At 74.2% G+C, this 26,529-nt stretch carries 20 protein-coding genes, 1 tRNA gene and 1 pseudogene; 20 read left to right on the top strand and 2 right to left on the bottom strand.

Going from position 1 to position 26,529, the window contains the following annotated elements; all coding sequences use genetic code 11:
* Nucleotides 1–26: 26 nt before the first annotated feature.
* The 6 genes from ABZ924_RS24180 (at nt 27) to ABZ924_RS24155 (ending at nt 3,851) form a co-directional block, all read left to right on the top strand.
* Nucleotides 27–1,118, top strand: coding sequence for a TadA family conjugal transfer-associated ATPase (locus ABZ924_RS24180; protein ID WP_361913472.1), 1,092 nt, complete (start codon nt 27–29; stop codon nt 1,116–1,118).
* 44 nt (nt 1,119–1,162) lie between these two features.
* A complete protein-coding gene (locus tag ABZ924_RS24175) occupies nt 1,163–2,008 on the top strand; it encodes a type II secretion system F family protein (protein ID WP_361913469.1) in 846 nt (281 codons plus the stop codon).
* Complete coding sequence (locus ABZ924_RS24170) at nt 2,008–2,784, top strand: type II secretion system F family protein (RefSeq protein ID WP_361913420.1); 777 nt, start codon at nt 2,008–2,010, stop codon at nt 2,782–2,784. The genes ABZ924_RS24175 and ABZ924_RS24170 overlap by 1 nt, the downstream gene beginning before the upstream one ends.
* Nucleotides 2,785–2,846: 62 nt before the next feature.
* Nucleotides 2,847–3,044: a DUF4244 domain-containing protein gene (locus ABZ924_RS24165; RefSeq protein WP_361913418.1), complete on the top strand. Its 198-nt coding sequence runs from the start codon at nt 2,847–2,849 to the stop codon at nt 3,042–3,044.
* Nucleotides 3,031–3,420 carry a TadE family type IV pilus minor pilin gene (locus ABZ924_RS24160; protein ID WP_361913415.1) on the top strand — a complete coding sequence of 130 codons (390 nt, stop codon included), beginning with the start codon at nt 3,031–3,033 and terminating at the stop codon, nt 3,418–3,420. Before ABZ924_RS24165 ends, ABZ924_RS24160 begins: the two co-directional genes overlap by 14 nt.
* Nucleotides 3,417–3,851, top strand: coding sequence for an Rv3654c family TadE-like protein (locus tag ABZ924_RS24155; RefSeq protein ID WP_361913412.1), 435 nt, complete (start codon nt 3,417–3,419; stop codon nt 3,849–3,851). Before ABZ924_RS24160 ends, ABZ924_RS24155 begins: the two co-directional genes overlap by 4 nt.
* Here ABZ924_RS24155 and ABZ924_RS24150 read toward each other — a convergent pair.
* Nucleotides 3,829–6,282, bottom strand: a complete 2,454-nt coding sequence (locus tag ABZ924_RS24150; RefSeq protein ID WP_361913409.1) for a DEAD/DEAH box helicase — start codon at nt 6,280–6,282, stop codon at nt 3,829–3,831. The genes ABZ924_RS24155 and ABZ924_RS24150 overlap by 23 nt on opposite strands.
* Nucleotides 6,283–6,364: 82 nt before the next feature.
* Here ABZ924_RS24150 and bldG point away from each other — a divergent pair, with 82 nt between their 5' ends.
* From bldG to ABZ924_RS24080, 14 genes and pseudogenes are all read left to right on the top strand, one after another.
* Complete coding sequence (gene bldG / locus ABZ924_RS24145; protein ID WP_030152678.1) at nt 6,365–6,706, top strand: anti-sigma factor antagonist BldG; 342 nt, start codon at nt 6,365–6,367, stop codon at nt 6,704–6,706.
* Nucleotides 6,707–6,822: 116 nt separating this feature from the next.
* Nucleotides 6,823–7,263 carry an ATP-binding protein gene (locus tag ABZ924_RS24140; RefSeq protein ID WP_361913406.1) on the top strand — a complete coding sequence of 147 codons (441 nt, stop codon included), beginning with the start codon at nt 6,823–6,825 and terminating at the stop codon, nt 7,261–7,263.
* Between the two features lie 263 nt (nt 7,264–7,526).
* The gene (locus ABZ924_RS24135) at nt 7,527–9,935 is read left to right on the top strand and encodes a sodium-translocating pyrophosphatase (protein ID WP_361913403.1); all 2,409 of its coding nucleotides are present in this window, start codon (nt 7,527–7,529) and stop codon (nt 9,933–9,935) included.
* A gap of 173 nt (nt 9,936–10,108) precedes the next feature.
* Nucleotides 10,109–10,684, top strand: coding sequence for a small secreted protein (locus ABZ924_RS24130; protein ID WP_361913400.1), 576 nt, complete (start codon nt 10,109–10,111; stop codon nt 10,682–10,684).
* A 67-nt stretch (nt 10,685–10,751) separates the two neighbouring features.
* Nucleotides 10,752–10,832: pseudogene (locus ABZ924_RS24125) on the top strand (pentapeptide repeat-containing protein); the annotation flags it as partial.
* A gap of 48 nt (nt 10,833–10,880) precedes the next feature.
* Complete coding sequence (locus ABZ924_RS24120) at nt 10,881–12,386, top strand: class I SAM-dependent methyltransferase (protein ID WP_361913397.1); 1,506 nt, start codon at nt 10,881–10,883, stop codon at nt 12,384–12,386.
* Between the two features lie 273 nt (nt 12,387–12,659).
* On the top strand, nt 12,660–12,857 hold the full coding sequence (locus ABZ924_RS24115; protein ID WP_361913394.1) for a hypothetical protein: 198 nt from the start codon (nt 12,660–12,662) through the stop codon (nt 12,855–12,857).
* 290 nt (nt 12,858–13,147) lie between these two features.
* Nucleotides 13,148–15,973 carry a type I DNA topoisomerase gene (topA, locus tag ABZ924_RS24110; RefSeq protein ID WP_361913391.1) on the top strand — a complete coding sequence of 942 codons (2,826 nt, stop codon included), beginning with the start codon at nt 13,148–13,150 and terminating at the stop codon, nt 15,971–15,973.
* Nucleotides 15,974–16,130: 157 nt separating this feature from the next.
* Nucleotides 16,131–19,415 carry a dTMP kinase gene (tmk, locus tag ABZ924_RS24105; protein ID WP_361913388.1) on the top strand — a complete coding sequence of 1,095 codons (3,285 nt, stop codon included), beginning with the start codon at nt 16,131–16,133 and terminating at the stop codon, nt 19,413–19,415.
* Nucleotides 19,416–19,556: 141 nt separating this feature from the next.
* Nucleotides 19,557–20,768, top strand: coding sequence for a DNA polymerase III subunit delta' (locus ABZ924_RS24100; protein WP_361913466.1), 1,212 nt, complete (start codon nt 19,557–19,559; stop codon nt 20,766–20,768).
* A gap of 98 nt (nt 20,769–20,866) precedes the next feature.
* On the top strand, nt 20,867–22,453 hold the full coding sequence (locus ABZ924_RS24095) for an alpha/beta hydrolase (protein ID WP_361913385.1): 1,587 nt from the start codon (nt 20,867–20,869) through the stop codon (nt 22,451–22,453).
* Between the two features lie 109 nt (nt 22,454–22,562).
* Nucleotides 22,563–22,639: transfer RNA gene (locus tag ABZ924_RS24090), tRNA-Thr, on the top strand.
* Nucleotides 22,640–22,771: 132 nt separating this feature from the next.
* A complete protein-coding gene (locus ABZ924_RS24085) occupies nt 22,772–23,986 on the top strand; it encodes a serine hydrolase domain-containing protein (RefSeq protein WP_361913382.1) in 1,215 nt (404 codons plus the stop codon).
* 107 nt (nt 23,987–24,093) lie between these two features.
* Nucleotides 24,094–24,552: a GNAT family N-acetyltransferase gene (locus ABZ924_RS24080; protein ID WP_361913380.1), complete on the top strand. Its 459-nt coding sequence runs from the start codon at nt 24,094–24,096 to the stop codon at nt 24,550–24,552.
* On the opposite strand, the gene ABZ924_RS24075 is transcribed toward ABZ924_RS24080, so the two are convergent.
* Nucleotides 24,553–26,277: a bifunctional 3'-5' exonuclease/DNA polymerase gene (locus ABZ924_RS24075; protein ID WP_361913377.1), complete on the bottom strand. Its 1,725-nt coding sequence runs from the start codon at nt 26,275–26,277 to the stop codon at nt 24,553–24,555.
* Between the last annotated feature and the right edge of the window lie 252 nt (nt 26,278–26,529).

Below are 26,529 nucleotides of genomic sequence, written 5' to 3'. Positions count from 1 at the left end.
CCGCCGCCGCCGAGCGCGCCGAGGAGATCGGTGCCGGGCTCGCCGCCTCCGTCACGCCGATCGGCTGTCGGCTGCTCGGGGATGCCGAAGTGCTGGGTGCGGCCGAGGAGCTGCGGTCCGAACTGGTCGGGGCGGGCCCGTTGGAGGGGCTCCTCGCCGACCCCGGGGTCACCGATGTGCTGGTGGCCGCTCCGGACCGGGTGTGGGTGGACCGGGGCGGCGGGCTGGAGCTGACCGGCGTCACCTTCCCCGATGCCGAGGCCGTGCGCCGGCTGGCCCAGCGGCTGGCCGCTGTCGCGGGCCGGCGCCTGGACGATGCCCGGCCCTGGGTGGACGCCCGGATGCCGGACGGCACCCGGCTGCATGCGGTGCTGCCTCCGGTGGCGGTCGGGTCGGCCTGTCTGTCGCTGCGGGTGGTGCGGCCGCGGGCGTTCACGCTGGAGGAGCTCGTCGAGGCGGGGACGCTGCCGCCCGGCGGGGCGCGGCTGCTGCGGGAAATGGTGCAGGCCCGGCTGTCGTTCCTGGTCTCCGGCGGGACCGGCACCGGCAAGACCACCCTGCTCAGCGCCCTGCTGGGGCTGGTCGGTCCCGGGGAGCGGATCGTCCTCGCCGAGGACTCCGCCGAGTTGCGGCCCGACCATCCCCATGTGGTGCGGCTGGAGACCCGGCCCGCCAACCAGGAGGGAGCGGGCCTGGTCACCCTCGCGGACCTGGTCCGGCAGGCGCTGCGGATGCGGCCGGACCGGCTCGTGGTCGGCGAGGTGCGAGGGCCTGAAGTGGCCGATCTCCTGGCCGCGTTGAACACCGGGCACGAGGGGGGCTGCGGCACCGTCCATGCGAATGCCGCCGGGCACGTACCGGCCCGGCTGGAGGCGCTCGGGACTGCCGCCGGCCTCGACCGGGCCGCCCTGCACAGCCAGTTGGCGGCCGCCCTGACCCTCGTCCTGCACCTGGTCCGGGACCGGGCCGGGCGGCGCCGGGTGGCCGAGGTGCACGTCCTGGAGCGGGATGCCGCCGGGCTGGTGGTCACCGTACCGGCGCTGCGCTGGTCCGCCCGCGGCTTCGTACGGGAGCGCGGCTGGGAGCGGCTGCGCCCGCTGCTGGGCGGTGTGCGGTGAGCGGGGCGGGGGCCGCCGCGGTGCCGCTGCCGCTGTTCGCCGGGATGCTGTGCGCCGGGACGGCCGCGTGGGCCCTGGCCGGGGGCGACCGGGCGGCGCGGCGGGCCCGCGCGGTGCTGGCCGGCGGCGGTCCGCCGGTGCGGGGCGGGCCGGTGCGCCGGGAGCGGCTGGTGAGCGCGGTGCGGGTGCGGGCCGCGCGGTGGCGGGAGTGGTGGGCCTGCCTCGGGGCCGGGCTGGTTCTCGCGCTGCTGGGCGGGTCGGTGGTTCCGCTCGCGGCGGGGGCCGTGGCGGTCCCGCTCGTGCGGCGCCGGCTGGCGGCCCGGCAGCGGGAGCGGGACCGGTGCGCGCGGGCCGCCGAGGTGATCGCCCTGTGCGGGGCGGCGGTGGGCGAGCTGCGGGCCGGGGCCCAGCCCGGGCAGGCGCTGACCGCGGCCCTGCGGCGGACCGCCGTGGGTCCGGGTGCTCCGGGGCCGGCGGAGACGGCGGTGCTCGCCGCGGCCGCGTTCGGCGGGGACGTGCCGGGGGCGCTGCGGCAGGCGGCCCGGGAGCCCGGCGCGGAGGGGCTGGCCGGGATGGCCGCCTGCTGGCGGATCTCCGTGGACGGGGGCGCCGGGCTGGCCGCCGGACTGGAGCGGCTGGAGGGGGCCCTGCGGGCCGACCGGGACCGGCGGGAGGCGCTGCGGGCCCAGTTGGCAGGGGCGAGATCGACGGCGGTGGTGCTGGCCCTGCTGCCGCTGGTGGGGCTGGTGATCGGGACGGGGCTGGGGGCGGATCCGCTGCGGGTGCTGCTGCACACCCCGGTCGGCTGGGGCTGCCTGCTGGCGGGCGGGGTGCTGGAGGTGCTGGGGCTGCTGTGGTGCCGGCGGATCGTACGGGCGGGGGAGCGGTGATGGACGGGACCGCGGTCCACAGGCTGGGGACGGTGCTGTGCCTCGCGGCGGCGGTGCTCTGCGCGGCGGGCGCGGTGGCCGCCCGGGCCGGGGCGCGGGCGGCCCGGCGCAGAGCCGTCGGGCTGCTGGCGGGGCCGCAGCAGCGGCAGCGCTCGGCCCTGGCGGTGCGGATACGGGGTGCGGTGGCCGTGTGGGCGGTTCCGGCGGCGGTGTGGTCGGCGACGGGGCTGCTGCTCGGCGGGGTGCTCGGGTGGGCCGCGGGCTGCGGGGCGGCGTATGCGGTGTGGTGGCTGCGCCGGCGCCGGCGCGGGCCCGCCGGGGCGGATCCGCGGGAGGCGGAGCGCCAGCTGCCCTTCGCCGCTGACCTGTTGGCCGCCTGCCTGGCCGCAGGTGCCGGGCCGGTGGAGGCCGCCGAGGTCGTGGGGGAGTCGCTGGGCGGCCCGGTGGGCGAGCGGCTGGCGCTGGCCGGGGCGGAGCTGCGGCTCGGCGGCGAACCGGGCGCGGCGTTGGGGAGGTTGGCGCAGATACCGGGGGCCCGGCCGCTCGCGGAGTGCCTGGAGCGGGCCGCCCGGACGGGGGCTCCGGCCGCCGAACCCGTGGCGCGTCTGGCGACGGCCCTGCGGGAGGAGCGGGTCCGGGAGGCGGGCGCCCGCGCTCAGCGGGCGGCGGTGCTCGTCACCGCGCCGGTGGGGCTGTGCTTCCTGCCCGCGTTCCTCGCGGTGGGAGTGGCCCCGGTGGTGATCGGAATGGCCTCGGGCCTGCTGTCAGGGGCGTAAAAGGGGCGATGTGAAAACGGGCTGAGATCACGTCAGGAAATCAATATCAACGGGAGGTTGTCATGAGGATCATCGTGTTTCGGATGCGGGCTGCGCTGAAGGGCCGCATGGGCGATGCGGGGATGTCCACGTCCGAATACGCCATGGGCACGATCGCGGCGTGTGCATTCGCAGCCGTTCTGTACAAGGTGGTGACGAGCGACGTGGTCTCCACCGCACTCCAGTCGACCATCGGGAAGGCGCTCGATGTGCCGTTCTGAGGGAAAGCGGCGGCGGCGCGGCGCGGTGCGCCGGGACCGGGGATATGTGACGGCGGAGGCCGCCGTGGTGATTCCAGCGCTGGTGCTGTTCGCGGCGCTGCTGGTGTGGGCGCTGATGGCGGCGGCCGCGCAGATCCGCTGTGTGGACGCGGCCCGCGCCGGCGCCCGGGCGGCGGCCCGGTCGGAGCCGGTCGACACGGCACTGGCGGCGGCCCGGGCGGCCGCCCCGCCGGGGGCCGAGGTGGCGCTGGAGCGGGAGGGGGACCTGTGGCGGGTGCGGGTGGCGGCTCCGCCGCCGGGGCCGCGCGGGCTGCCGGTGCGGCTCGGGGCCCGGGCGGTGGCGCTGGCCGAGGACAGCGTGGGGCCGCCGCCGTGAGGGGCGACCGGGGTTCGGCCACGGTGTGGGCGGCGCTGGTGGCGGTGGTGCTGGGCACTGTGTTCGGCGGGGTGCTCCTGCTCGGCCAGGCCGTCGTCGCCCGGCACCGGGCGGCCGCAGCCGCCGACCTGGCGGCCCTGGCCGCGGCGGCGACCTGGGCCCACGGCCCGGAGTCCGCCTGCGCCGCGGCCGGCCGGGTGGCCCGGGCCCAGGAGGCGTCCCTGGCCTCCTGCACCGTCCACGGCGAGGTGGCCGAGGTCGCGGCCCGCCCTGCGACGGGCCCCTTCACCCCGACGTCCACGGCCCGCGCAGGCCCTCCGCTGCCCAGCGGGACCCCGGGCCCCGCACCTCCGCTGCCGAGCCGGGCCCCGGGCCCCGCACCGGCTCAGGCGGCTGAGGCGCTTGGGGTCAGGGTTGCGGGGACTCCTTGAGGAGGCGGGTCAGGAGGCGGATGGCGCCGCGTTTGTGGAGGGGGTCGTTGCCGTTGCCGCATTTTGGGGACTGGATGCACGAGGGGCAGCCGGCCTCGCATTCGCAGGCCGCGATGGCGTCGCGGGTCGCCGTGAGCCAGGCGCGGGCCGTGTGGAAGGCGCGCTCCGCGAAGCCGGCGCCGCCGGGGTGGCCGTCGTACACGAAGACCGTCGGAAGGAGGGTGTCGGGATGGAGCGGCACGGAGACGCCGCCGATGTCCCAGCGGTCGCAGGTGGCGAACAGCGGGAGCAGGCCGATGGAGGCGTGCTCGGCGGCGTGGAGGGCGCCGCCGAGGATCTCCGGGTGGATCCGGGCCGCGTCGAGCTGGTCCTCGGTCACGGTCCACCACACTGCCCGGGTGCGCAGGGTGCGGGGCGGGAGGTCCAGCTTGGCCTCCCCGAGCACCTCGCCGGTGATCAGCTTGCGGCGCAGGTAGGACACCACCTGGTTGGTGACCTGCACCGTGCCGTAGCAGAGCCGGGCGTCGCCCCACGGGATCTCGGTCTCCGTCTCCAGGATGGCGATGGAGGTGGTGTCGCGGGCGGTGGTGGAGAAGGGCGGGTCGGCCTCCTCGACCAGGGCCACCGAGTCCTCCAGGTCCAGCCGCTGCACCAGATAGGTGCGGCCCTGGTGGAGGTGGACCGCGCCGTCGTGTACGGCGGTGTGGGCCGCGGACTCGTCCACCGTGCCCAGCAGCCGCCCGGTGGCCGACTCGACGATCTGCACCGGGCGGCCGCCCTCGCCCCGGATGTCGGCCAGGTCCGCGGCCCGCTCCCGGCGGGTCCAGTGCCAGGCGGTGGCCCGGCGCCGCAGCAGCCTCGCGGCCTCCAGCTGCGGCATCAGGCCGGCGGCGGCAGGGCCGAACAGGGCGAGGTCGGCGTCGGTCAGCGGGGACTCGGCGGCGGCCGCGCACAGGTGCGGGGCCAGGACGTAGGGGTTGTCCGGGTCCAGCACCGTGGCCTCCACCGGGCGGCGGAACAGGGCCTCGGGGTGGTGGACGAGGTAGGTGTCCAGCGGGTCGTCGCGGGCGATGAGCACGGCCAGTGCCCCCTGCCCGGACCGGCCGGCCCGGCCCGCCTGCTGCCACAGGGAGGCCCGGGTGCCCGGATAGCCGGTGATCAGGACCGCGTCCAGGCCCGAGACGTCCACGCCCAGCTCCAGGGCGGTGGTGGCGGCCAGCCCCAGCAGGTCCCCGGAGTGCAGGGCCCGCTCCAGGGCGCGGCGCTCCTCGGGCAGGTAGCCGCCCCGGTAGGCCGCGACACGCCGGGGCAGGGAGCGGTCGACCTCGGCCAGCCGCTGCTGGGCGATCACCGAGATCAGCTCGGCGCCGCGCCGGGAGCGGACGAAGGCGACCGTGCGGACGCCCTGGACGACCAGGTCGGTCAGCAGGTCGGCGGTCTCGGCCGTCGCGGTGCGGCGTACCGGGGCGCCCTTCTCGCCCCGCAGCTCGGTCAGCGGGGGCTCCCACAGGGCGAAGACCACCTCGCCGCGCGGCGAGGCGTCGTCGGCGACCTCGGTGACCGGGAGCCCGGTCAGCCGGGAGGCGGCGGTCGCCGGGTCGCTCGCGGTGGCGGAGGCCAGCAGGAAGACCGGTTCGGAGCCGTAGCGGGCGCACAGCCGCCGCAGTCGGCGCAGCACCTGGGCCACGTGGGAGCCGAAGACGCCCCGGTAGGTGTGGCACTCGTCGATGACCACGTAGCGCAGCGCGCGCAGGAAGGAGGACCATCGGGGATGGGCCGGGAGGATCCCTCGGTGCAGCATGTCGGGGTTGGTCAGCACGTAGTTCGCGTACTGGCGCACCCATTCGCGTTCCTCGACCGGCGTGTCGCCGTCGTACACGGCGGGCCGGACCGCGTTGCCCAGCGGGGCGGCCAGCTCGCGCACGGCGCGCCGCTGGTCGGCCGCCAGGGCCTTGGTCGGGGCGAGGTACAGGGCGGTCGCCCCGCGGCCGTTCGGGGCCTCGGCGCCGTCCGCGAGGGTGGACAGCACGGGGGCGAGGTAGGCGAGGGACTTGCCGGACGCGGTGCCGGTGGCGACGACCACCGACACGCCGTCGAGGGCGTGCTCGGCGGCCGCGGCCTGGTGTTCCCACGGGTGTTCGATCCCGGCGGCCCGGATCGCCGCCACGACATCCGTTCGGATGCGGTCGGGCCAGACTGCATGACGGCCCCCCCGAGGGGGCAAGTGCTCCGTATGGGTGATGCGCGCAGCTCGGGAAGGCCCCCGTGACAGGCGGTCCAGAACCGCCCCGGGGGTGGGTCGAGGGTCCTCGGGTGCCGTGGGCCGCCCGGGACGGTGAGTATTGGCCATTGGAACCGAGTGTGTCACCGGCGTGCGGGACAATGGTCCGAAGGCGTCGTGCGCGCCTGCCGGTAAGTGGTTGAATGCCATCGCGGCAGCCAAACTCTCCCCCCGCCCGCGGGTGGGGAGGCCCCTGGGGGGCGCCGCTCGATAGCAAGGTGCTGGAGGATCCGTGGACCTGTCCCTGTCGACTCGCACTGTCGGCGACCGCACGGTCGTGGAGGTCGGTGGCGAGATTGATGTGTATACCGCGCCCAAGCTGCGCGAGCAGTTGGTCGAGTTGGTGAACGACGGCAGCTACCACCTGGTTGTCGACATGGAGCGAGTGGACTTCCTCGACTCCACCGGCCTCGGTGTGCTCGTGGGAGGCCTCAAGCGCGTCCGCGCGCACGAGGGCTCGCTGCGCTTGGTGTGCAACCAGGAGCGCATCCTGAAGATCTTCCGTATCACCGGTCTGACCAAGGTGTTCCCGATCCACACGACGGTGGAAGACGCCGTCGCCGCCACCGACTGACGGCTCCGCCCCCGGCGGCCGCCGGGCCCCGGGGGCGGAGTGGAAGAGGAGCGGGGGCGCGGGCCGTGCGCGGCCCGGGCCCCCGTAAGCCACGCCCGTAGTCCGAGGGGGACGCAATGGCCACCGTTGAACTGCGCTTCAGCGCCCAGCCCGAGCACGTCCGGACGGCACGCCTGGTCGCGGCCGCCGTGGCCCGGCGGGCGGGTGTGGACGAGGCCGTGCTCGACGAGGTCCGCCTCGCGGTGGGCGAGGCCTGCTCGCGCGCCGTCGGACTGCACCTCAGCAACGGACTGACCGCGCCCGTCCGGGTGGTGCTGACCGAGGAGGAGAAGCTCTTCTCCATCGAGGTCGGCGACGAGGTCCCCGGGCCGGCCGGCGGCCCGACGGGCGCCGTGCCCGGGCTCGCCGCCGCCCTGGACCCCGACGGGGACACCGAGGACGAGATGGGCCTCGCCGTGATCAGCGGTCTCGTCGACGACGTAGAGGTGACCAGCGGGGAGGGTGGCGGGACCATCCGGATGAGCTGGCCCGTGTCCGGGACGGCCGAAGTCCCGTAGTCCGGTCGGTTTATTCGATCTTATTCAAGGCCCTGTGAACAGGGCCTTTTTTCATGTCCGCGTTCACGCCCGTGCGGTATTCCTAGATCAATGATCAGGCGTCAATGCCTTTGTCCCATTACCCCTTTCGGGGGTAATGGAGTGACGGGATCTATTGGTGAGGAGCAAGTGCAGGCCAATTCCGTTTCCCGCGCACTGTTTTGATCGGGAAGAGCTCCCTACAATCCGTCCACATCTTGAGCTCATCACGTCAAGGAGGACGAATGACGGGGCTCTTCACCCCTCTCTCGCCGGACGGCACCGCCGATCTGGCAGCCGCGGTACTCACCGATGACAATCGGCTCATCGTGATGGTGATCGCGGCCGTGGCCCTTGCCGCCCTCGTCGTCGCGCAGATCCTGGTACGCCAGGTCCTCGCCGCAGGCGAGGGCACCGACAGCATGAAGAAGATCGCCGCCGCCGTGCAGGAAGGCGCCAACGCCTACCTGGGCCGGCAGCTGCGCACCCTCGGCATCTTCGCCGTCGTCGTGTTCTTCCTGCTCTTCCTGCTCCCCGCGGACGACTGGACCCAGCGGGCGGGACGTTCCGCCTTCTTCCTCGTCGGCGCGCTCTTCTCGGCGACCACCGGCTACGTCGGCATGCGGCTCGCCGTCCGCGCCAACGTCCGCGTGGCCGCCGCCGCCCGTGAGGCCACCCCCGCGGAGGGCCAGCCCGCCAAGGACCTCACCGACGTCGCCCACAAGGCCATGCGGATCGCGTTCCGCACCGGCGGCGTCGTCGGCATGTTCACCGTCGGCCTCGGCCTGCTCGGCGCCTCCTGCGTCGTCCTGGTCTACGCCGCCGACGCCCCCAAGGTCCTGGAGGGCTTCGGCCTCGGCGCCGCCCTGATCGCGATGTTCATGCGCGTCGGCGGCGGCATCTTCACCAAGGCCGCCGACGTCGGCGCCGACCTGGTCGGCAAGGTCGAGCAGGGCATTCCGGAGGACGACCCGCGCAATGCCGCGACTATCGCCGACAACGTGGGCGACAACGTCGGCGACTGCGCCGGTATGGCGGCCGACCTCTTCGAGTCGTACGCCGTCACCCTCGTCGCCGCGCTCATCCTCGGCAAGGCCGCCTTCGGCGACCTCGGCCTGGCGTTCCCGCTCATCGTCCCCGCCATCGGCGTCATCACCGCGATGATCGGCATCTTCGCCGTCTCCCCGCGGCGCAGCGACCGCAGCGGCATGACCGCCATCAACCGCGGCTTCTTCATCTCCGCCGTGATCTCGCTCGCGCTCGTCGCCGTCGCCGTCTTCGCGTACCTGCCGGCCACGTACAAGGAGCTCGTCGGCGTCGAGGACACGGCGATCACCGCGCACGCCGGGGACCCGCGGATCCTGGCCCTCGTCGCCGTCGCCATCGGCATCGTCCTCGCGGCCCTGATCCAGCAGCTGACCGGCTACTTCACCGAGACCAGCCGCCGCCCCGTCCGCGACATCGGCAAGACCGCCCTGACCGGCCCGGCCACCGTGGTCCTCGCCGGGATCTCCGTCGGCCTGGAGTCCGCCGTCTACACGGCGCTCCTCATCGGCCTCGGCGTGTACGGGGCCTTCCTGCTCGGCGGCACCTCCATCATGCTCGCGCTCTTCGCGGTGGCCCTGGCCGGTACCGGCCTGCTCACCACCGTCGGCGTGATCGTCGCGATGGACACCTTCGGGCCCGTCTCCGACAACGCCCAGGGCATCGCCGAGATGTCCGGCGACGTCGAGGGCGCAGGCGCGCAGGTCCTCACCGACCTGGACGCCGTCGGCAACACCACCAAGGCCATCACCAAGGGCATCGCCATCGCCACCGCCGTGCTCGCCGCGGCCGCGCTGTTCGGCTCGTACAACGACGCCATCTCCAACGCGGTCAAGCAGGTCGGGGCCAAGGCCGGCGAGATGAACCTCAGCCTGGACATCGCCCAGCCCAACAACCTGGTCGGCCTGATCCTGGGCGCCGCGGTCGTCTTCCTGTTCTCCGGCCTCGCCATCAACGCGGTCTCCCGCTCCGCGGGCGCCGTGGTCTACGAGGTGCGCCGCCAGTTCCGCGAGCACCCCGGGATCATGGACTACACCGAGAAGCCCGAGTACGGGCGCGTCGTGGACATCTGCACCAAGGACGCGCTGCGCGAGCTGGCCACCCCCGGCCTGCTCGCCGTGATGGCGCCCATCGCGGTCGGCTTCATCCTCGGCGTGGGCGCGCTCGGCGCGTACCTCGCGGGCGCCATCGGCTGCGGCACGCTGATGGCCGTGTTCCTCGCCAACTCCGGCGGTGCCTGGGACAACGCGAAGAAGCTCGTCGAGGACGGCCACCACGGCGGCAAGGGCAGCGAGGCCCACGCCGCGACCGTCATCGGCGACACCGTCGGCGACCCGTTCAAGGACACCGCGGGCCCGGCGATCAACCCGCTGCTGAAGGTCATGAACCTCGTGGCGCTGCTCATCGCCCCGGCGGTCGTGCAGTTCAGCTACGGAGTGGACACCAGCGCGACGGTGCGCGCGATCGTCGCGGCCGTCGCCGTCCTGGTCATCGTCGGTGCGGTGTACGTCTCCAAGCGGCGCGGCGTGGCCGTCGGCGGCGACGCCGACGGCGACGCGGGGACCGCCGAGCGGGTGGCGCAGTCGGCCGATCCCGCGGTGGTGTCCTGACCCGAGTCCTGACACGCGTCCCGACCCGGTTCCCGACTCCGGCTCGAGCACGCGGGACAGGTCCGAACGGCGGACGGGCGGCGCGGACTGACGCGTCGTCCGTCCGCCGTTCCGCTTACCCGGAGGGCGGGTTGGTATCTTCCCGGCCGAGAGCCTTCGAAGGGACCAATCCGGTGAACAAGAAGCTTGCGGCCGCGGTGTCCGGCAGCGCGGTACTGATGCTCGTGCTGGCCGGCTGCGGCGGCGACGAGGGTGACAAGAAGGCCAACGCCTGGGCCAAGCAGGTCTGCGACAAGTGGCAGCCCGAGCTGAAGAAGATCGAGAAGGCCAACGCCGACATCAAGCGCGTGTCGGGCGAGAGCAGCAAGCCGGACGACGTCCAGAAGACCGACTCGGCCGCGTTCCAGTCCCAGGCCGACGCGTACAAGGCGATGAGCGCCGCCGTGGCGCAGGCGGGGGTCCCGCCCACGAAGGACGGCCAGGCGACCAAGGACGCGGCGGTCAAGGGCTTCGACTCGGCTTCCAAGGCCTACACGGACCTCAAGGCGAAGATCGACGCGCTCGACCCCAAGGACCAGAGCAAGTTCGCCGACGGCCTCAAGGAGATGGCGGGCGCCATCAGCCAGGCGCAGAAGGGCAGCGCGGACGCCTACGACCAGTTGAAGAAGGCCGGCCTGGACCAGGCGATGAACAGCCAGAAGGGCTGCAAGGTCACCGTGGTGGCACCCTCGGCGTCGCCGGCGAAGTGAGCCGTCGGCGCGTGCGCTCAGCCCGCGCCGCCGCCTTGGCGGTGTACGCAACGGTGCGCGGCTCAACGGTGCGCGGCTCAACGGTGCGCGGCTCAACGGTGCGCGGCTCCGCGGTGCGCGGCTCCGCGGCACACGGGGCCGCGGCACACGGCTCCGCGGCGCACCGATCGGCGGCGGCAGCCGACACAATGGACGCGTGAGTACCACCAGCCTCCCCACGCCCGACCGCGCCGCCGAGCTCCGCACCGCCCTGCTCGCCGCCGGCTTCACCGCCGACGGGCTGCTCGACCTGCTCGGCGCCCCCGCCTACGCGGCCCTGGCCCGCAGCGAGACGGTCCCCGCGCTGCGCGCCACCCGCAGCCGCAGCAACGGCCCCCTAGCGAGCCTGGTGCGGCTGTTCCTGCTCCAGGAGCCGGAGCCGTACGTGCACGTCTCGTCCGCGCTGCCCGTCGAGGCCCTCATCGCCGACGGCTGGCTGCGCCGGGAGGGCGACGAGGTGCACGCCACCGTCGACGTGCGCCCGTACGGCGGCCCGGACGGCGAGGACTGGTTCATCGTTTCGGACCTCGGCTGCGCCGTCGGCGGGGCCGGCGGGATCGGCAGCCGCGAGGAGGGCGTCGTCCTCGGCGTCGGCGGCGCCTCCACCACCCTCGCCGGGATCACCGTGCGCCGCCCCGTCGGCAGCGCCCTCGACCTCGGCACCGGATCCGGCATCCAGGCCCTGCACGCCGCGCAGCACGCCACCCGCGTCACCGCCACCGACGTCAACCCGCGGGCCCTCGAGTTCACCCGGCTGACCCTGGCGCTGTCCGGGGCCCCGGAGGCCGAACTGCTCCTCGGCTCGCTCTTCGAGCCGGTCGGCGACGCCACGTACGACCTGATCGTGTCGAACCCGCCGTTCGTGATCTCCCCCGGCGCCCGGCTGACGTACCGGGACGGCGGCATGGGTGGCGACGACCTGTGCCGGACCCTGGTCCAGGAGGCCGGCGCTCACCTCAACCCCGGCGGCTACGCGCAGTTCCTCGGCAACTGGCAGCACGTGGAGGGAGAGGACTGGCGCGAGCGGGTCCGCTCCTGGGTGCCGCGGGGCTGCGACGCGTGGATCGTGCAGCGCGACGTACAGGACGTCACGCAGTACGCCGAGCTGTGGCTGCGCGACGCGGGCGACCACCGAACCGATCCGGCCGAGTACGCGCGCCGGTACGAGGACTGGCTGGACGAGTTCGAGGCCCGCAAGACCAAGGCCGTCGGCTTCGGCTGGATCACGCTGCGCCGCAGCGGCGCCGACGAACCGTCGATCGTGATCGAGGAGTGGCCGCACTCGGTGGAGCAGCCCCTCGGCGACGCCGTCACCGACCACTTCGCCCGCCAGGACTACCTGCGCGCCCACGACGACGCCTCGCTGCTGGAGGCCCGCTTCGCCCTGGTCGCCGAGGTCGTCCAGGAGCAGGTCGGCGCCCCCGGGGCCGAGGACCCCGAGCACGTGGTGCTCCGGCAGAACCGCGGCATGCGGCGGGCCACCAAGGTCGACACGGTCGGAGCGGGCTTCGCCGGGGTGTGCGACGGATCGCTCACCGCGGGCCGGATCCTCGACGCGATCGCCCAGCTGATGCAGGAGGACCCGGTCGTGCTGCGCGACCGGACGCCGGAGGCGATCCGGATGCTGGTGGAGCAGGGCTTCCTGGAGCCCGTCGAGGCCTGATCCGCAGGGCCTCCGGGCACCCCGCCGGTCTCCTCGGACGCCCTCCGCTTCCCTCCGCTTCCCGCCGTCCGTTTCCCTCCGCTTTCCGCCCGTCCGTCTCCCTCCGTCCGCCTCTCCCCCACGCTCCCCCCCCCGTGATGTAACCCACGGTTCGCTTTCTGTTCCCCCTCGGCTGGCAGGCTCCTGGCCAAGGGGGAAAGCCAGGGGTGTCCGTGGGTGTCCGGGGGGATCCGGGGGGACCCGAGAGCGGCCCGGGGATCGAAGGGGAACGGTATGGAAAGCGGTCCGGCGATCTTCGCAGCGACCGTGTTCCTGCTGTTCGGGGCCGCTCTGCTGGCCTGGACAGGGGCGCGCGCCCGCCACGGTGCGCCGGTGGCCGAGGGCGTGCGCCCCTCCGTGGCCGTACCGCTGGCGGTGCTCGCCGGCGCGGCATCGCTGGCCCTCGGCGCTTGGTGCCTCGCGCGACTGTGACTTCCGCGCACCGCCCCGCGTAGGACCGGCCGCCCACAGCGAGCGGCGCCGCGAGGGAAACCGGACGTCAGGCGGGGTGCGGGGGAGCGGCCAGACGGCCCCCTGGCCACTCGGGCCAGTGATCGGGACGGGTCCGGCGGGGTATCCGGGCGGCAGAAATGGCACTTGTCGGGTTACCGTTCGAGTGGCCGTTGCGGGCTTGTGCCGTTTGACACGGGGGCGGGTTGTACCGTCACACTCCGCAGCGTCGCCGTACTGCGACCGAGTGCCGACCGGAGAGAAGAGCCAAGTTGTCCCCGACTAGCGAGACCGCACAGGGCGGCCGCCGACTCGTCATCGTCGAGTCCCCTGCCAAGGCGAAGACGATCAAGGGCTACCTCGGCCCGGGATACGTCGTCGAGGCGAGCGTCGGGCACATCCGCGACCTCCCGAACGGCGCGGCCGAGGTCCCCGACAAGTACACGGGCGAGGTCCGGCGCCTCGGCGTGGACGTCGAGCACGACTTCCAGCCGATCTACGTCGTCAATGCGGACAAGAAGGCCCAGGTCAGGAAGCTCAAGGAGCTGCTGGCCGAATCCGACGAGCTCTTCCTCGCCACTGACGAGGACCGCGAGGGCGAGGCCATCGCGTGGCACCTGCAGGAAGTCCTCAAGCCCAAGGTCCCCGTCCACCGGATGGTCTTCCACGAGATCACCAAGGACGCGATCCGCGAGGCCGTCGCCAACCCGCGCGAGCTGAACCAGCGCATGGTCGACGCCCAGGAGACCCGCCGCATCCTCGACCGCCTCTACGGCTACGAGGTCTCGCCGGTCCTGTGGAAGAAGGTCATGCCGCGGCTGTCGGCCGGCCGCGTGCAGTCCGTCGCCACCCGTCTCGTTGTCGAGCGCGAGCGCGAGCGCATCGCCTTCCGCTCCGCCGAGTACTGGGACCTCACCGGCACCTTCTCCACCGGCCGGGCCGGCGACCCGTCCGACCCGTCCACCCTCGTCGCCCGCCTGAACACCGTCGACGGCAAGCGCGTCGCACAGGGCCGCGACTTCGGTGCGAACGGGCAGCTCAAGAACGCCGAGGTGCTCCACCTCGACGAGGCGAACGCGCGGGCGCTGGCCGCCGCGCTCGCCGACAGCTCCTTCGCGGTCCGCTCCGTCGAGTCCAAGCCGTACCGCCGCTCCCCGTACGCCCCCTTCCGTACGACGACGCTGCAGCAGGAGGCCTCGCGCAAGCTGGGCTTCGGCGCGAAGGCCACGATGCAGGTGGCGCAGAAGCTGTACGAGAACGGCTTCATCACCTACATGCGTACGGACTCCACGACCCTCTCGGACACCGCCGTCGCGGCCGCCCGGGCGCAGGTCACGCAGCTGTACGGGGCCGACTACCTGCCGGAGAAGGCCCGCGTCTACGCCGGCAAGGTCAAGAACGCGCAGGAGGCGCACGAGGCGATTCGCCCTTCGGGTGATCGTTTCCGCACGCCCGCCGAGACCGGTCTGACCGGCGACCAGTTCCGCCTCTACGAGCTGATCTGGAAGCGGACCGTCGCCTCCCAGATGAAGGACGCGACCGGCAACTCGGTGACCGTGAAGATCGGCGGCACGGCCTCGGACGGCCGGGACGCCGAGTTCACCGCGTCCGGCAAGACGATCACCTTCCACGGGTTCATGAAGGCGTACGTCGAGGGCGCGGACGACCCGAACGCCGAGCTCGACGACCGCGAGCGGCGCCTGCCGCAGGTCGCCGAGGGCGACGCGCTCGCCGCCGACGAGATCACCGCGGACGGCCACGCGACCAAGCCGCCGGCCCGCTACACCGAGGCCTCGCTGGTCAAGGAGCTGGAGGAGCGGGAGATCGGCCGCCCGTCGACGTACGCGTCGATCATCGGCACGATCCTGGACCGCGGGTACGTCTTCAAGAAGGGCACGGCGCTCGTGCCGTCCTTCCTGTCGTTCGCCGTGGTCAACCTGCTGGAGAAGCACTTCGGCCGGCTGGTCGACTACGACTTCACCGCCAAGATGGAGGACGACCTCGACCGCATCGCGCGGGGCGAGGCCCAGGCCGTGCCGTGGCTGAAGCGGTTCTACTTCGGCTCGGAGGACGCCTCCGCGGTCGTCCCGGCGGCCGACGGCGACCACCTCGGCGGCCTGAAGGAGCTCGTGACCGACCTGGGCGCGATCGACGCCCGCGAGATCTCCTCCTTCCCCGTCGGCGAGGGCATCGTGCTGCGCGTCGGCCGGTACGGGCCGTACGTGGAGCGCGGCGAGAAGGACGCGGAGGGCCACCAGCGGGCCGATGTGCCGGACGACCTGGCTCCGGACGAGCTGACGGTGGCGTACGCGGAGGAGCTGTTCGCCAAGCCGAGCGGCGAGTTCGAGCTGGGCAAGGACCCCGTCAGCGGCAACCAGATCGTCGCCAAGGACGGCCGCTACGGGCCCTACGTGACCGAGATCCTGCCCGAGGGCACGCCGAAGACCGGAAAGAACGCGGTCAAGGCGCGGACGGCCTCGCTGTTCAAGTCGATGTCGCTGGACACCGTCACCCTCGACGACGCGCTGAAGCTGATGTCGCTGCCGCGGGTGGTGGGCACCGACGCCGAGGGCGTGGAGATCACCGCGCAGAACGGCCGCTACGGCCCGTACCTGAAGAAGGGCACGGACTCGCGGTCGCTGGAGTCGGAGGACCAGCTCTTCACCATCACGCTGGACGAGGCCCTGGCGATCTACGCCCAGCCGAAGGTCCGCGGCCGGGCTGCGGCCAAGCCGCCGCTGAAGGAGCTGGGCACCGACCCGGTCAGCGAGCGGCCGGTCGTCGTCAAGGACGGCCGTTTCGGCCCGTACGTGACGGACGGCGAGACGAACGCCACGCTGCGGCGGGACGACGACGTCGAGACGATCACGCCGGAGCGCGGCTACGAGCTGCTGGCGGAGAAGCGCGCGAAGGCCCCGGCGAAGAAGACGGCCAAGAAGGCCGCCGCGAAGAAGGCGCCGGCCAAGAAGGCGACGACGGCGGCGAAGAAGACCGCGGCCAAGAAGACCACCGCCAAGAAGACGACGGCGGCGAAGACGACGGCAGCGAAGAAGACGGCGGCGAAGAAGACCGCCGCCACGCCCCCCACGGAGGACTGACCTCCGCCCCGCCGGGGCCTGGCCCGTTCCGGGCCGGGCCTTGGCCCTGCGGGTGGGGGAACGGCTCCGCGTAGCGGTGCCCGCCGGGCCGGGGCGCGCCGCCCGGGTTGTCCACAGGGCAGCAGCACCCGCCAAGCGCAGCGGATAGGCTGGGCGGATGACGCGAGCCGAGCAGCCGACTGGCGTGACCGCCCCCCAGAACCCCACCTACGACGAAGCCCTCGCCGCGGATTCCCGCGAGCGGGCGGTGCGCGCCCTGTTGCGCACCCCCAGGCTGCGCCGCCTGTGGAGCGCCCAGCTCGTCAGCGGCATCGGCGACGCCCTCGCCCTGCTCGTCCTGGTCCTCCTCGTCTTCCAGACGGCCGTCTCCGAGGAGACCTTCGGCGGCGACTACCGCGGCTGGGCGCTCGCCGTCGCGGCCGTCTTCGGGGTGCGGATCCTCGCCACCCTCCTCTTCGGCGCGGTGCTGCTCGGCCCCCTCGCCAAGCTCACCGCCCCCGGCGGCGCGCTCGACCGCCGCTGGACCATGGCCGCGGCCGACGGCATCCGGCTCGCGCTCTTCGTCGTCGCCCCGCTGTGGCTCGACTGGATCCCGGAGCACGCGCTGACCGCGCTGCTGGCCACCGTCTTCGTCTCCGGCGCCGCCGAGCGGCTGTGGACGCAGGCCAAGGACAGTGCCGCCCCCGCCCTGCTGCCCGCGCCGCCGCCGGAGGGGGCAGCCGTACGGCCGCTGCCCGACCAGCTCGACGCGCTGCGCCGGTTGAACCTGCGCACCTCGTTCGCCGCCATGCCCGCCGCCGCGGCCGCGCTGCTCGTTGCGACGCTGGTCGGCAAGGCCCTCGGCCTCGGCATCGACTGGTTCGCCGCGAACCGGGCCGCCCTCGGCTCGTACGTGGCGGCCGGCCTGTTCGCCGCCTCGCTGTCGCTGCTGCTGCCGCTGGTCCTGCCCACCGGCAAGACCCCGCGCCCGCGCTCGCCGCTGGAGGGCCTGCGGCCCCCGAAGACGGGGGACCGGCCGGAGAAGGGCCGCACCGGCGCCATCCCGCTGTTCGTGCTGGCCTGCGCCGCCGTCGCCGGAGCGGTGGCCTCCGCCGCCGCCGTGGCCGTGCTGCACGCCTACGACCTCGGCGGCGGCCCCGCCACCTTCGCCCTGCTCGTCCTGGCGCTGCTCGGCGGCACCGGCCTCGGCATCCGCGCCGCCCAGGCCGGCAAGGTGCTGCCCGCGCTGTCCCGGCGCCGGCTGCTCGCCCTGGCCATAGCGGTCACCGGGGCTGCGCTGCTGCTGACCGGGCTGGTCACGGACGCCGCGACCGTGCTGTTCCTGTCGCTGCTGGCCGGCACCGCCGCGGGCGTGGCCGCCAACACCGGGCACACCCTGCTCGACCAGGAGACCGAGGAGCTGCGCCGGGCCCGGGTCACCGAGCACCTGCAGGCCGTCGTCCGCGTCGCGGTGGCCCTCGGCGCCGTGACCGCCCCGGTCGTGGCCGCCGCGATCGGCCCGCACCGGCTGGCCGGCGGGAACCTCGTCTTCGAGCACGGCGGCGCCGCGTTCACCCTGATGCTGGTCGGCGCGCTGCTGCTGCCGGCCGCCGTGGTGGTCCTCACCAAGGCCGACGACCGCGGCGGCGTACCGCTGCGCCGTGATCTGCGCGAGGCGCTGCGCGGCGGGGAGCCGGCGCAGGCGCCGTCCGCGACCGGCTTCTTCATCGCCCTGGAGGGCGGCGACGGCGCCGGCAAGTCCACCCAGGTCCACGCGCTCGCCGACTGGATCCGGGGCAAGGGCCACGAGGTCGTCGTGACGCGCGAGCCGGGCGCCACCCCGGTCGGCAAGCGGCTGCGCTCCATCCTGCTCGACGTCTCCTCGGCGGGACTGTCGAACCGCGCCGAGGCCCTGCTGTACGCGGCGGACCGCGCGGAGCACGTGGACACGGTGGTCCGGCCCGCCCTGGAGCGCGGCGCCGTCGTCATCACCGACCGCTACATCGACTCCTCCGTCGCCTACCAGGGGGCGGGTCGCGACCTGTCCCCGACCGAGATCGCCCGCATCTCGCGCTGGGCCACCGACGGGCTCGTGCCGAACCTGACCGTGCTGCTCGACGTGTCGCCGGAGACGGCGCGGGAGCGGTTCACGGAGGCGCCCGACCGGCTGGAGTCCGAGCCGGCCGAGTTCCACCAGCGCGTGCGGGCCGGGTTCCTGACCCTCGCCGCCGCCGACCCCGGCCGCTACCTGGTGGTCGATGCCGGGCAGGACCCGGAGTCCGTGACCACCGTCGTACGGCACCGGCTGGACCGGATGCTGCCGCTCTCCGAGGCGGAGCTGGCCGCACAGGCCGAGGCCCGCCGCAAGGCCGAGGAGGAGGCGCGCCGCCGCGCCGAGGAGGAGGCCGCGCGCAAGGCGGAGGAGGAGCGGCTGCGCGCCGAGGAGGAGGCCCGCCGGGCCCGCGAGGCCGAGGAGGCCCGCCTCAAGGCGGAGGCGGAGGCCGCCGAGGCGCGTCGGCGGGCCGAGGAGGAGGCCGCCCGCCGGGCGGAGGAGGAGCGGCTGCGGGCCGAGGAGGAGGCGCGCGCCCGGGCCGAGGCCGAGCGGCTGCGCGCGGAGGCCGAGGCGAAGGCCCGTGCGGCCGAGGAGGAGCGGCTGCGCAAGGAGGCCGAGGAAGAGGCCCGGCTGCGCGCCGAGGCCGAGGAGCGGCGCCGGGAGAAGCAGCGGCGGGCCGAGGAGGCCCTGCTGAAGGCGGAGGAGGCGCGCCGGCTGGCGGAGGCCCAAGCGGCTGCCGCGGCGGCTGCGGCTGCTGCCGCGGCGGCGGCACAGGCGGCTCCGGCTGCTCCGGCTCGGCCGGCGCCGAAGGTGTCGATGGCCAAGGAGCCGCTGCCCGACGATGCGGTGACGGTCGAGACCCCGATGGTCAGGCCGCCCGTGGACAAGCGGGTCGTCCGGCCGGACGACGTGACGCAGACGGTGCCCATGCCGAAGGTGGACCCGGCCGCGGAGACCTCCGTACTGCCGCCCGTCGCGGGAGCCGGCCCGGCCGACGAGACGGCCGTGCTGCCGCCCGTACGCCCGCAGGCCGAGCGGCAGCGGCAGGCCGGGCAGTCGCAGCAGTCCCCGCAGGCACAGCAGTCGCAGCCGTCCCAGCAGGCCGGGCAGGCGTACTCCGCGGTGCGGCCGACGGCCCGGCACTCGGACGAGGCTCCGGCCGACCGGGTGCCGCCGGGCATCTTCCGGGACTCCGCCGAGGACGTGACCCGCGAGCTCCCCGTACTCGACCTCGACGAGGAGGGCGACCGGCGCAGGACCCGCCCCTCGTGGGCCGAGGAGACCCCGCTGGACGACCTGCCGAGCCTGGCGGACGAGCTCCTGGGCCCCCACCCGGACGAGGACGGCCAGGAGGGCCGGGGCGGCGACTCCGGCCGGAACGGCGGGGGAGGCCCGCGCCGCCGCCGCTGACGGCGACGGGCGGGAGCCGGCAGCACCCGGACCGGGACAGGACGGGATTGTCGGTGGCGCACGCCACACTGGTGACGGGCGCGGGTGTGAGGGCCCGAGAGCACGCAAGGGCACGGACGGCGAGGAAAGGCGGTGGGCGGGATGCCCGTGTGGGACGACCTGGTGGGCCAGGAGCGGGTGCAGGCGCAGCTGGCCGCCGCCGCCCGTGACGCCGACGCCCTGGTCACCGCCGTCGACGCGGGGCAGGAGCCGCCCGCCGCGTCCAAGATGACGCACGCCTGGCTGTTCACCGGGCCGCCCGGCTCCGGACGGGCCGCCGCCGCCCGCGCCTTCGCCGCCGCCCTGCAGTGCACCAGCCCAGACCGCGCCCTCGGCGGCGAGCCGGGCTGCGGCTTCTGCGAGGGCTGCCACACCACCATGGTCGGGACGCACGCGGACGTGGAGATCGTCCGCACCGACCTGCTGTCCATCGGCGTCAAGGAGACCCGCGACCTGGTCCGCCGGGCCCAGCTCTCCCCGGCCGTGGGCCGCTGGCAGGTCATCGTCCTGGAGGACTCCGACCGGCTGACCGAGGGCGCGGCCAACGTGCTCCTCAAGGCCGTGGAGGAGCCCGCTCCGCGGACCGTGTGGCTCCTGTGCGCGCCCTCCCTGGAGGACGTGCTGCCCACCATCCGCTCCCGCTGCCGCCACCTCACCCTGCGCACCCCGCCCGTGGCCGCCGTCGCCGAGGTCCTGGTCCGGCGCGACGGCATCGAGCCGGGCGTCGCCGCGTTCGCCGCCCGCGCCACGCAGGGCCACCTCGACCGGGCGCGCCGCCTCGCCCAGGACGAGGCGGCCCGGGCCCGGCGCACCTCCGTCCTGAAGCTCCCGCTGCGCATCGACGACGTGGGCGGCTGCCTCAAGGCCGCGCAGGAGCTCGTCGACGCCGCCGCCGAGGACGCCAAGGCGCTCGCCGAGGAGGTCGAGGTCAAGGAGACCGAGGAGCTCAGGGCCGCGCTCGGCGCCGGCGCCGGTGCGGGTGGCCGGATGCCGCGCGGGACGGCGGGCGTGATGAAGGAGCTGGAGGACCGGCAGAAGCGCCGCCGCACCCGCACCCAGCGCGACAGCCTCGACCTGGCGCTGACCGACCTCACCGGCTTCTACCGGGACGTCTTGGCCCTCCAGCTCGGCTCGGCGCTGGCCATCGCCAACGAGGACATACGGCCCGACCTGGACCGGATCGCCCGCGCCGGCGGCCCCGAGCGGACCCTTCGCCGCATCGAGGCCATCAGCGCCTGCCGCGAGGCCCTCGACCGCAACGTTGCCCCGCTCCTCGCGGTCGAGGCCATGACGATGGCCCTGCGGGCGGGCTGACCGGACGCCTGACCGGCAGGCCGGCCGCCAGGCCCGTCTCACCCGTACGAGCGACTCGCCGCAGGCCGGGACCGGGCCGCAGCACGTAGGCTCCCAGAATGGACACCAGTCGCCTGCTGCGCACCACCGGAACCGTGATCGCAGCCGCCGGGCTGCTGCTCTCCGGCTGCACCGCGGGGGGTGCGGCGGGCCCCCGGGCCGCGGCTTCCTCCTCCGCGGCCTCCGCCGCCGCCCGGGTCGCGGCGCCGCCCGCAGCGCCGCCGGAGATCCCGGCCGCGCTGCGCCCTTACTACGACCAGAAGCCGGTCTGGCGCGACTGCGGTGTCCCCGGCTTCCAGTGCGCCACCATGAAGGCCCCGCTCGACTACGCCCACCCCGACGCGGGCCAGGACGTCGACATCGCGCTGGCCCGGCGCCCCGCCACGGGCCCCGGCAAGCGGCTCGGCTCCCTCGTCGTCAACCCGGGCGGGCCCGGCGGCTCCGGCATCGGCTACCTCCAGGCGTACGCGGGCATCGGCTACCCGGCGGCCGTGCGCGCCCAGTACGACATGGTGTCCTTCGACCCCCGCGGCGTGGACCGCAGCAGCCCCGTCGAGTGCCTGTCCGGCCCGGCGATGGACACGTACACGCAGGTGGACCAGACCCCTGACGACGCGGCGGAGCGGGCGGCGCTGGTCGCGGCGTTCAAGGAGTTCGCGGCCGGCTGCCAGTCCCGCTCGCAGCGGATCCTCCCGCACGTCTCCACCGTCGACGCCGCCCGCGACCTGGACCTGCTGCGCGGGATCCTGGGCGACGAGAAGCTGACGTACGTCGGCGCCTCGTACGGCACCTTCCTCGGAGCCACGTACGCGGACCTCTTCCCCGGACGGGTCGGCCGGCTGGTCCTCGACGGCGCCATGGACCCCTCGCGCTCGGCGCTCGACCTGAACCGCGACCAGACCGAGGGCTTCGAGACGGCCTTCCGCTCCTTCGCCAAGGACTGCGCGAAGCAGCCCGACTGCCCGCTGGGCAAGGGCGGCCCCGACGAGGTCGCCACGCGCCTCGGCGCGTTCTTCCGGCAGCTCGACGCGAAGCCCGTCCCCAGCGGCGACCCGGCGCGGCCCCTCGGCGAGGCCCTCGCCACCACCGGGGTGATCGCGGCCCTGTACGACGAGAGCGCGTGGCCGCAGCTGCGCGAGGCGCTCGCGACGGCGATGGACGGCGACGGCTCGGGCCTCCTCGCCCTCGCCGACAGCTACTACGAGCGCGAGCCGAACGGCAGGTACGCCAACCTGATGTCCGCGAACGCCGCGGTCAACTGCCTCGACCAGCCCCCCGCCTTCTCGGGCCCGGACGCGGTCGACGCCGCCCTGCCCTCGTTCCGCAAGGCCTCCCCGGTCTTCGGCTCGGGCCTGGCCTGGGCCTCGCTGAACTGCACGTACTGGCCGGTCAAGGCCACCGGCACGGCCCGCCCCCTGAGCGCGAAGGGTGCCCCGCCGATCGTGGTGGTCGGCACGGTCCGCGACCCGGCCACCCCGTACAAGTGGGCCCAGTCCCTCGCCGGCCAGCTGGACTCCGGCGTCCTGCTGACCTACGACGGCGACGGCCACACGGCCTACGGCCGCGGCAGCACCTGCATCGACACCGCGATCAACACCTACCTGCTCCAGGGCAAGGCCCCGCAGAACGGCAAGAAGTGCACCTGACCCCCCCACCCCCGGGATACCTGGTTCGGGGCACCCCGTTCGAGCCTGTAGACTAGGCGCCGCTGCTGATGAGCGCTCCCTCCCGAGGGAACACTTGTCTCGCGGCGGTGCCGCCTTAGCTCAGTTGGCCAGAGCAACGCACTCGTAATGCGTAGGTCTCGGGTTCGAATCCCGAAGGCGGCTCCATCGAAACCCCAGCCCAGACCCTGTCTGAGCTGGGGTTTCTTGTGTTTGGGCACGGGTAGCGGTCGCCGGGAGGTGGGGGGCGGGCTACGTTGGGAGGGCTGGACTCGGGTGTCGCGCGGCAGGAGGCCGGGCATGACGAGACGGTTGCGCAGAGCGGCGGTGGGGGCGGCAGCGGTAGGGCTGGTGGTGGTACCCCTGGGGGCGGGCACGGGGTACGCCTCGCACACGTCGGCACGGCAGGCCGCCTCGGTCGCGGCGCCCGTCCGGGCCGATGACGCCTTCGTCCAGCTCACCCCCGCCGTGGCCAAGCAGTTGGACGATGCGGTGCTGAAGGTGCTGGCCGAGGCCAAGGTGCCCGGTGTCGTCGTGGCCGTTTCGGCGCCCGGCAAGGGGCAGTACGTCCGGTCCTTCGGCGTGGCCGACAAGTCCACCGGTGCGCCGATGACCACCGGCATGAACGTGCGGATCGGCAGTGAGACCAAGACCTTCACCGTCACCGCCCTGCTGGAGCTCGTTGACCAGGGCAAGGTCGGGCTCGACGACCCCATCGGCAAGTACATCAAGGGCGTGCCCAACGGGGATCGGATCACTCTGCGCGAGCTCGCCGGCATGCGCAGCGGCCTGTTCAGCTACTCCCAGGACCCCGACTTCTTCAAGGCGCTGACCACGAATCCGACGCGGCCGTTCACCCCGCAGGAACTGCTGGCGTACGCGTTCAAGCACCCGGTGATGTTCGCACCGAACGCGAAGTTCTACTACTCCAACACCAATCTGATCCTGCTCGGTCTGGTGGTCGAGAAGGTCACCGGGCAGAAGCTCGGGGACTACATCCACCGGAACGTGGTCGTGCCCGCCGGGCTGAGGCACACGGTCTTCCCGACCGGCGCCGAGTTCCCCAAGCCGCACCCGCAGGGCTACACCGACCAGACCGCCAGCGGAAAGGTCGAGAACTCGACCGACTGGAACCCCTCTTGGGGGTGGGCCGCCGGCGCGATGATCTCCGACCTTCCGGACCTGCGGACGTGGGCCAAGGTCCTGGCCACGGGTGAGCTGCTCAAGCCCGCAACACAGGCCGAGCGGCTCAAGGTCCAGCCGGCCGGCAACGCGCCCGACACCGGGTACGGGCTGGGGATCTTCAAGGACGGGGGCTGGGTCGGCCACAACGGGTCCCTGCCCGGTTATGAGGTCGTGGTGATGTACCTGCCCGAGGCGCAGGCCACCATGGTCATCATGCTCAACACCGACATCACCGCCCAGGGCGAGGAGCCGAGCACGCTGTTCGGACGGGCGGTCACACAGATCGTCTCGCCGAAGCACGTCTACTGGCTGGAGCCTCAGAAGTCCTGAGGGGAGGGTCCTTCCCCGGTCTCCGTCCGTCCGCCGGCCCTGTGAGGGGCGATGTCCCGCCTGCAGAATGGGGCTTCGTGTCCGGCAGGCGGGCGGAGGAAGGGGACGTGGGCGTGGGTGACGTGCGGGTTCGGGTGGCCGACGAGGGGGACCTCGATGCGGCTGTGGCGCTGTTCCGGGGGTATCTCCGCTTCTATCGGGTCGAAGTCGCGGATCCGGAGCAGCCCCGTGCCTTTCTCGCCGAGCGGCTGCGGAACGGTGACTCGCTCATTCTGCTCGCCGAGGGCGGCGGGGGTGAGGTGGTCGGGTTCGCGCAGGCGTACCGGACCTTCGCCTCGCTGCTCATGCGGCCGAGCTGGATCCTGCACGACCTGTACGTCGACCCGTCCGCGCGGCGTACCGGCGCCGGACGGGCCCTGCTGCGCGAGGTGCTGCGCCGGGCCCGGGAGGCCGGGGTCGCCGGGGTGCAGCTGGACACCGCGTACGACAACCACGTTGCGCAGGCGCTGTACGAGGCGGAGGGGTTCGAGAGGGAGGAGTTCCATCTCTACTTCCACGGGCTGTAGTTACTTGGCGTCCGCGTAGCACTCGACCACGGCCGTGGTGAACGGGAAGCGGACCGGGGTGTCGCCGAAGGCGATGCGGGCCGCCCGGTCGGCCGCGGCGCGGATCGCCTCGGCCACAGCCGCGGCCTCCTCGGCCGGGCAGTGCACTATCACCTCGTCGTGCTGGAAGAACACCAGCTCGGCCCGCATCCCCGCCGCGTCGAGGGCCTGCCGCAGGGCCGCGAGCAGCAGCAGCGCCCAGTCGGCGGCGCTTCCCTGGACGACGAAGTTGCGGGTGAAGCGGCCGCGGGCGCGGGAGTTGGTGGAGGCGTAGCTCGGGGTCCAGGCGTCGTCCCGGTCAGGGCGGTCCGGGCGGTCCGGGGGGTCCTGCGGGATGCCGGCCTCTTCGTCGGCGTCGGCGGCGCGGGCCGGGGGCGGGCAGGTGCGGCCCAGCCAGGTCCGTACGAGGCGGCCCTCCTCGCCCGCGCGGGCGGCATCGTCCACGTACGCCACGGCCCGGGGGAAGCGGCGGCGCAGCGCGGCCAGGTTCTTCAGGCCGTCGCCGGAGGTCTGCCCGTACACGGCGCCCAGGACGGCCAGCTTGGCCTGGTCGCGGTCGCCGGAGAAGCCGTGGCGGGAGATGGACGTGTACAGGTCCTCGGGGCGGCCGGCCACCTCCACGAAGGCCGGGTCGCGGGAGATCGCGGCCAGGACCCGCGGCTCCATCTGGTCGGCGTCCGCGACGACCAGGCGCCAGCCGGGGTCGGCGACGACGGCCCGCCGGATCACCTTCGGGATCTGCAGGGCGCCGCCGCCGTTGGTGACCCAGCGGCCGGTCAGGGTGCCGCCGGGGACGAACTCCGGGCGGAAGCGGCCGTCGCGGACCCAGTCCTGGAGCCAGCTCCAGCCGTGGGCCGTGTAGATCCGGTACAGCTTCTTGTACGCGAGGAGCGGCGCGACCGCGGGGTGGTCGAGGCCCTGGATCTCCCAGCGGCGGGTGGAGGTGAGCCGGATCCCGGCCTGGGCGAACGCCTTGACCACGTCGGCCGGCAGGTCGGGGCGGACGCGGCGGCCGAAGACGGCGGAGATCTCGTCGGCCAGCTCGGCGAGGCGGCGGGGCTCGCCGCCGCCGGCGTAGCGCTCGCCGAGGAGCTCGGTCAGCAGGGCGCGGTGTACGTCCGCCCGCCAGGGCATGCCGGCGTGGTGCATCTCGGCGGCGATGAGGAACGCGGCCGACTCCGCGGCGGTGAGCAGCCGCATGCGGTCGGGGTGGGCGGTGGCCTCGTGCCGGCGGGCCTGGTCCTCGTAGACGGCGATCAGCGCGTCGAGGGGCAGCGGAGCGGGCTGCGGGTCGAAGAGGGGATCCTGTGCGCCGGGCGCGGCGGAGCGCGCCGGGGGGTCCGGCGGGACCGGGGTGTTCGTGAGGCGGGCCCAGGCGGCCGCGGCCGAGCGGGGTTCGCCGGAGCGGCCCTCGTGGGCGAGGAGGAGCGGTTCGGCGGCCTCGACGTCGTAGCAGCGCTCGATGCGGATGCCGGCGGCGAGGAGGCGGGGGTAGACGGCTGCCGTGGAGCGCCAGATCCAGCGGGTGGAGGCGGGGGCCGTGCGGATCGCTTCCGCGGGGTCGGTGACGGTGACGGTGGCGGTGATGCGGTGGGCTTCGCCGGGGGCTTGGGGGGTGAGCTCGGCTGCGCGCCAGTGGCCTTCGGCGTCCTCGGCCAGGGCCCAGCGGGGCGCGTGCTCGCTCATGCATGCGAGTGTCCCACTGGGGTCTGACACCGCCGAGCTGCCGCACCGTCCGGGCTCAGCAGCCCTGGCCCCGGCCCTGACCCCGCCCCGTTGCCGAGGCTCGGCGCCTCGTGACAGGCGCCTGGGCTGCCTTGGCCGGTGCCGGTCGGCGGATCCGGCCTTGCCGTCACTTGGGGCGGGGGTCCGGCCATTCCAGCCTCGCCGGCGTTTGAGGCGCGGGTTCCTTGGGGCAGCGCCCCAAGGAGATCGGAA

It is taken from the genome of Streptomyces sp. NPDC046876, assembly GCF_040645035.1.
Lineage (GTDB): Bacteria > Actinomycetota > Actinomycetes > Streptomycetales > Streptomycetaceae > Streptomyces.
This window is presented reverse-complemented; position numbering and strand designations above follow the sequence as displayed.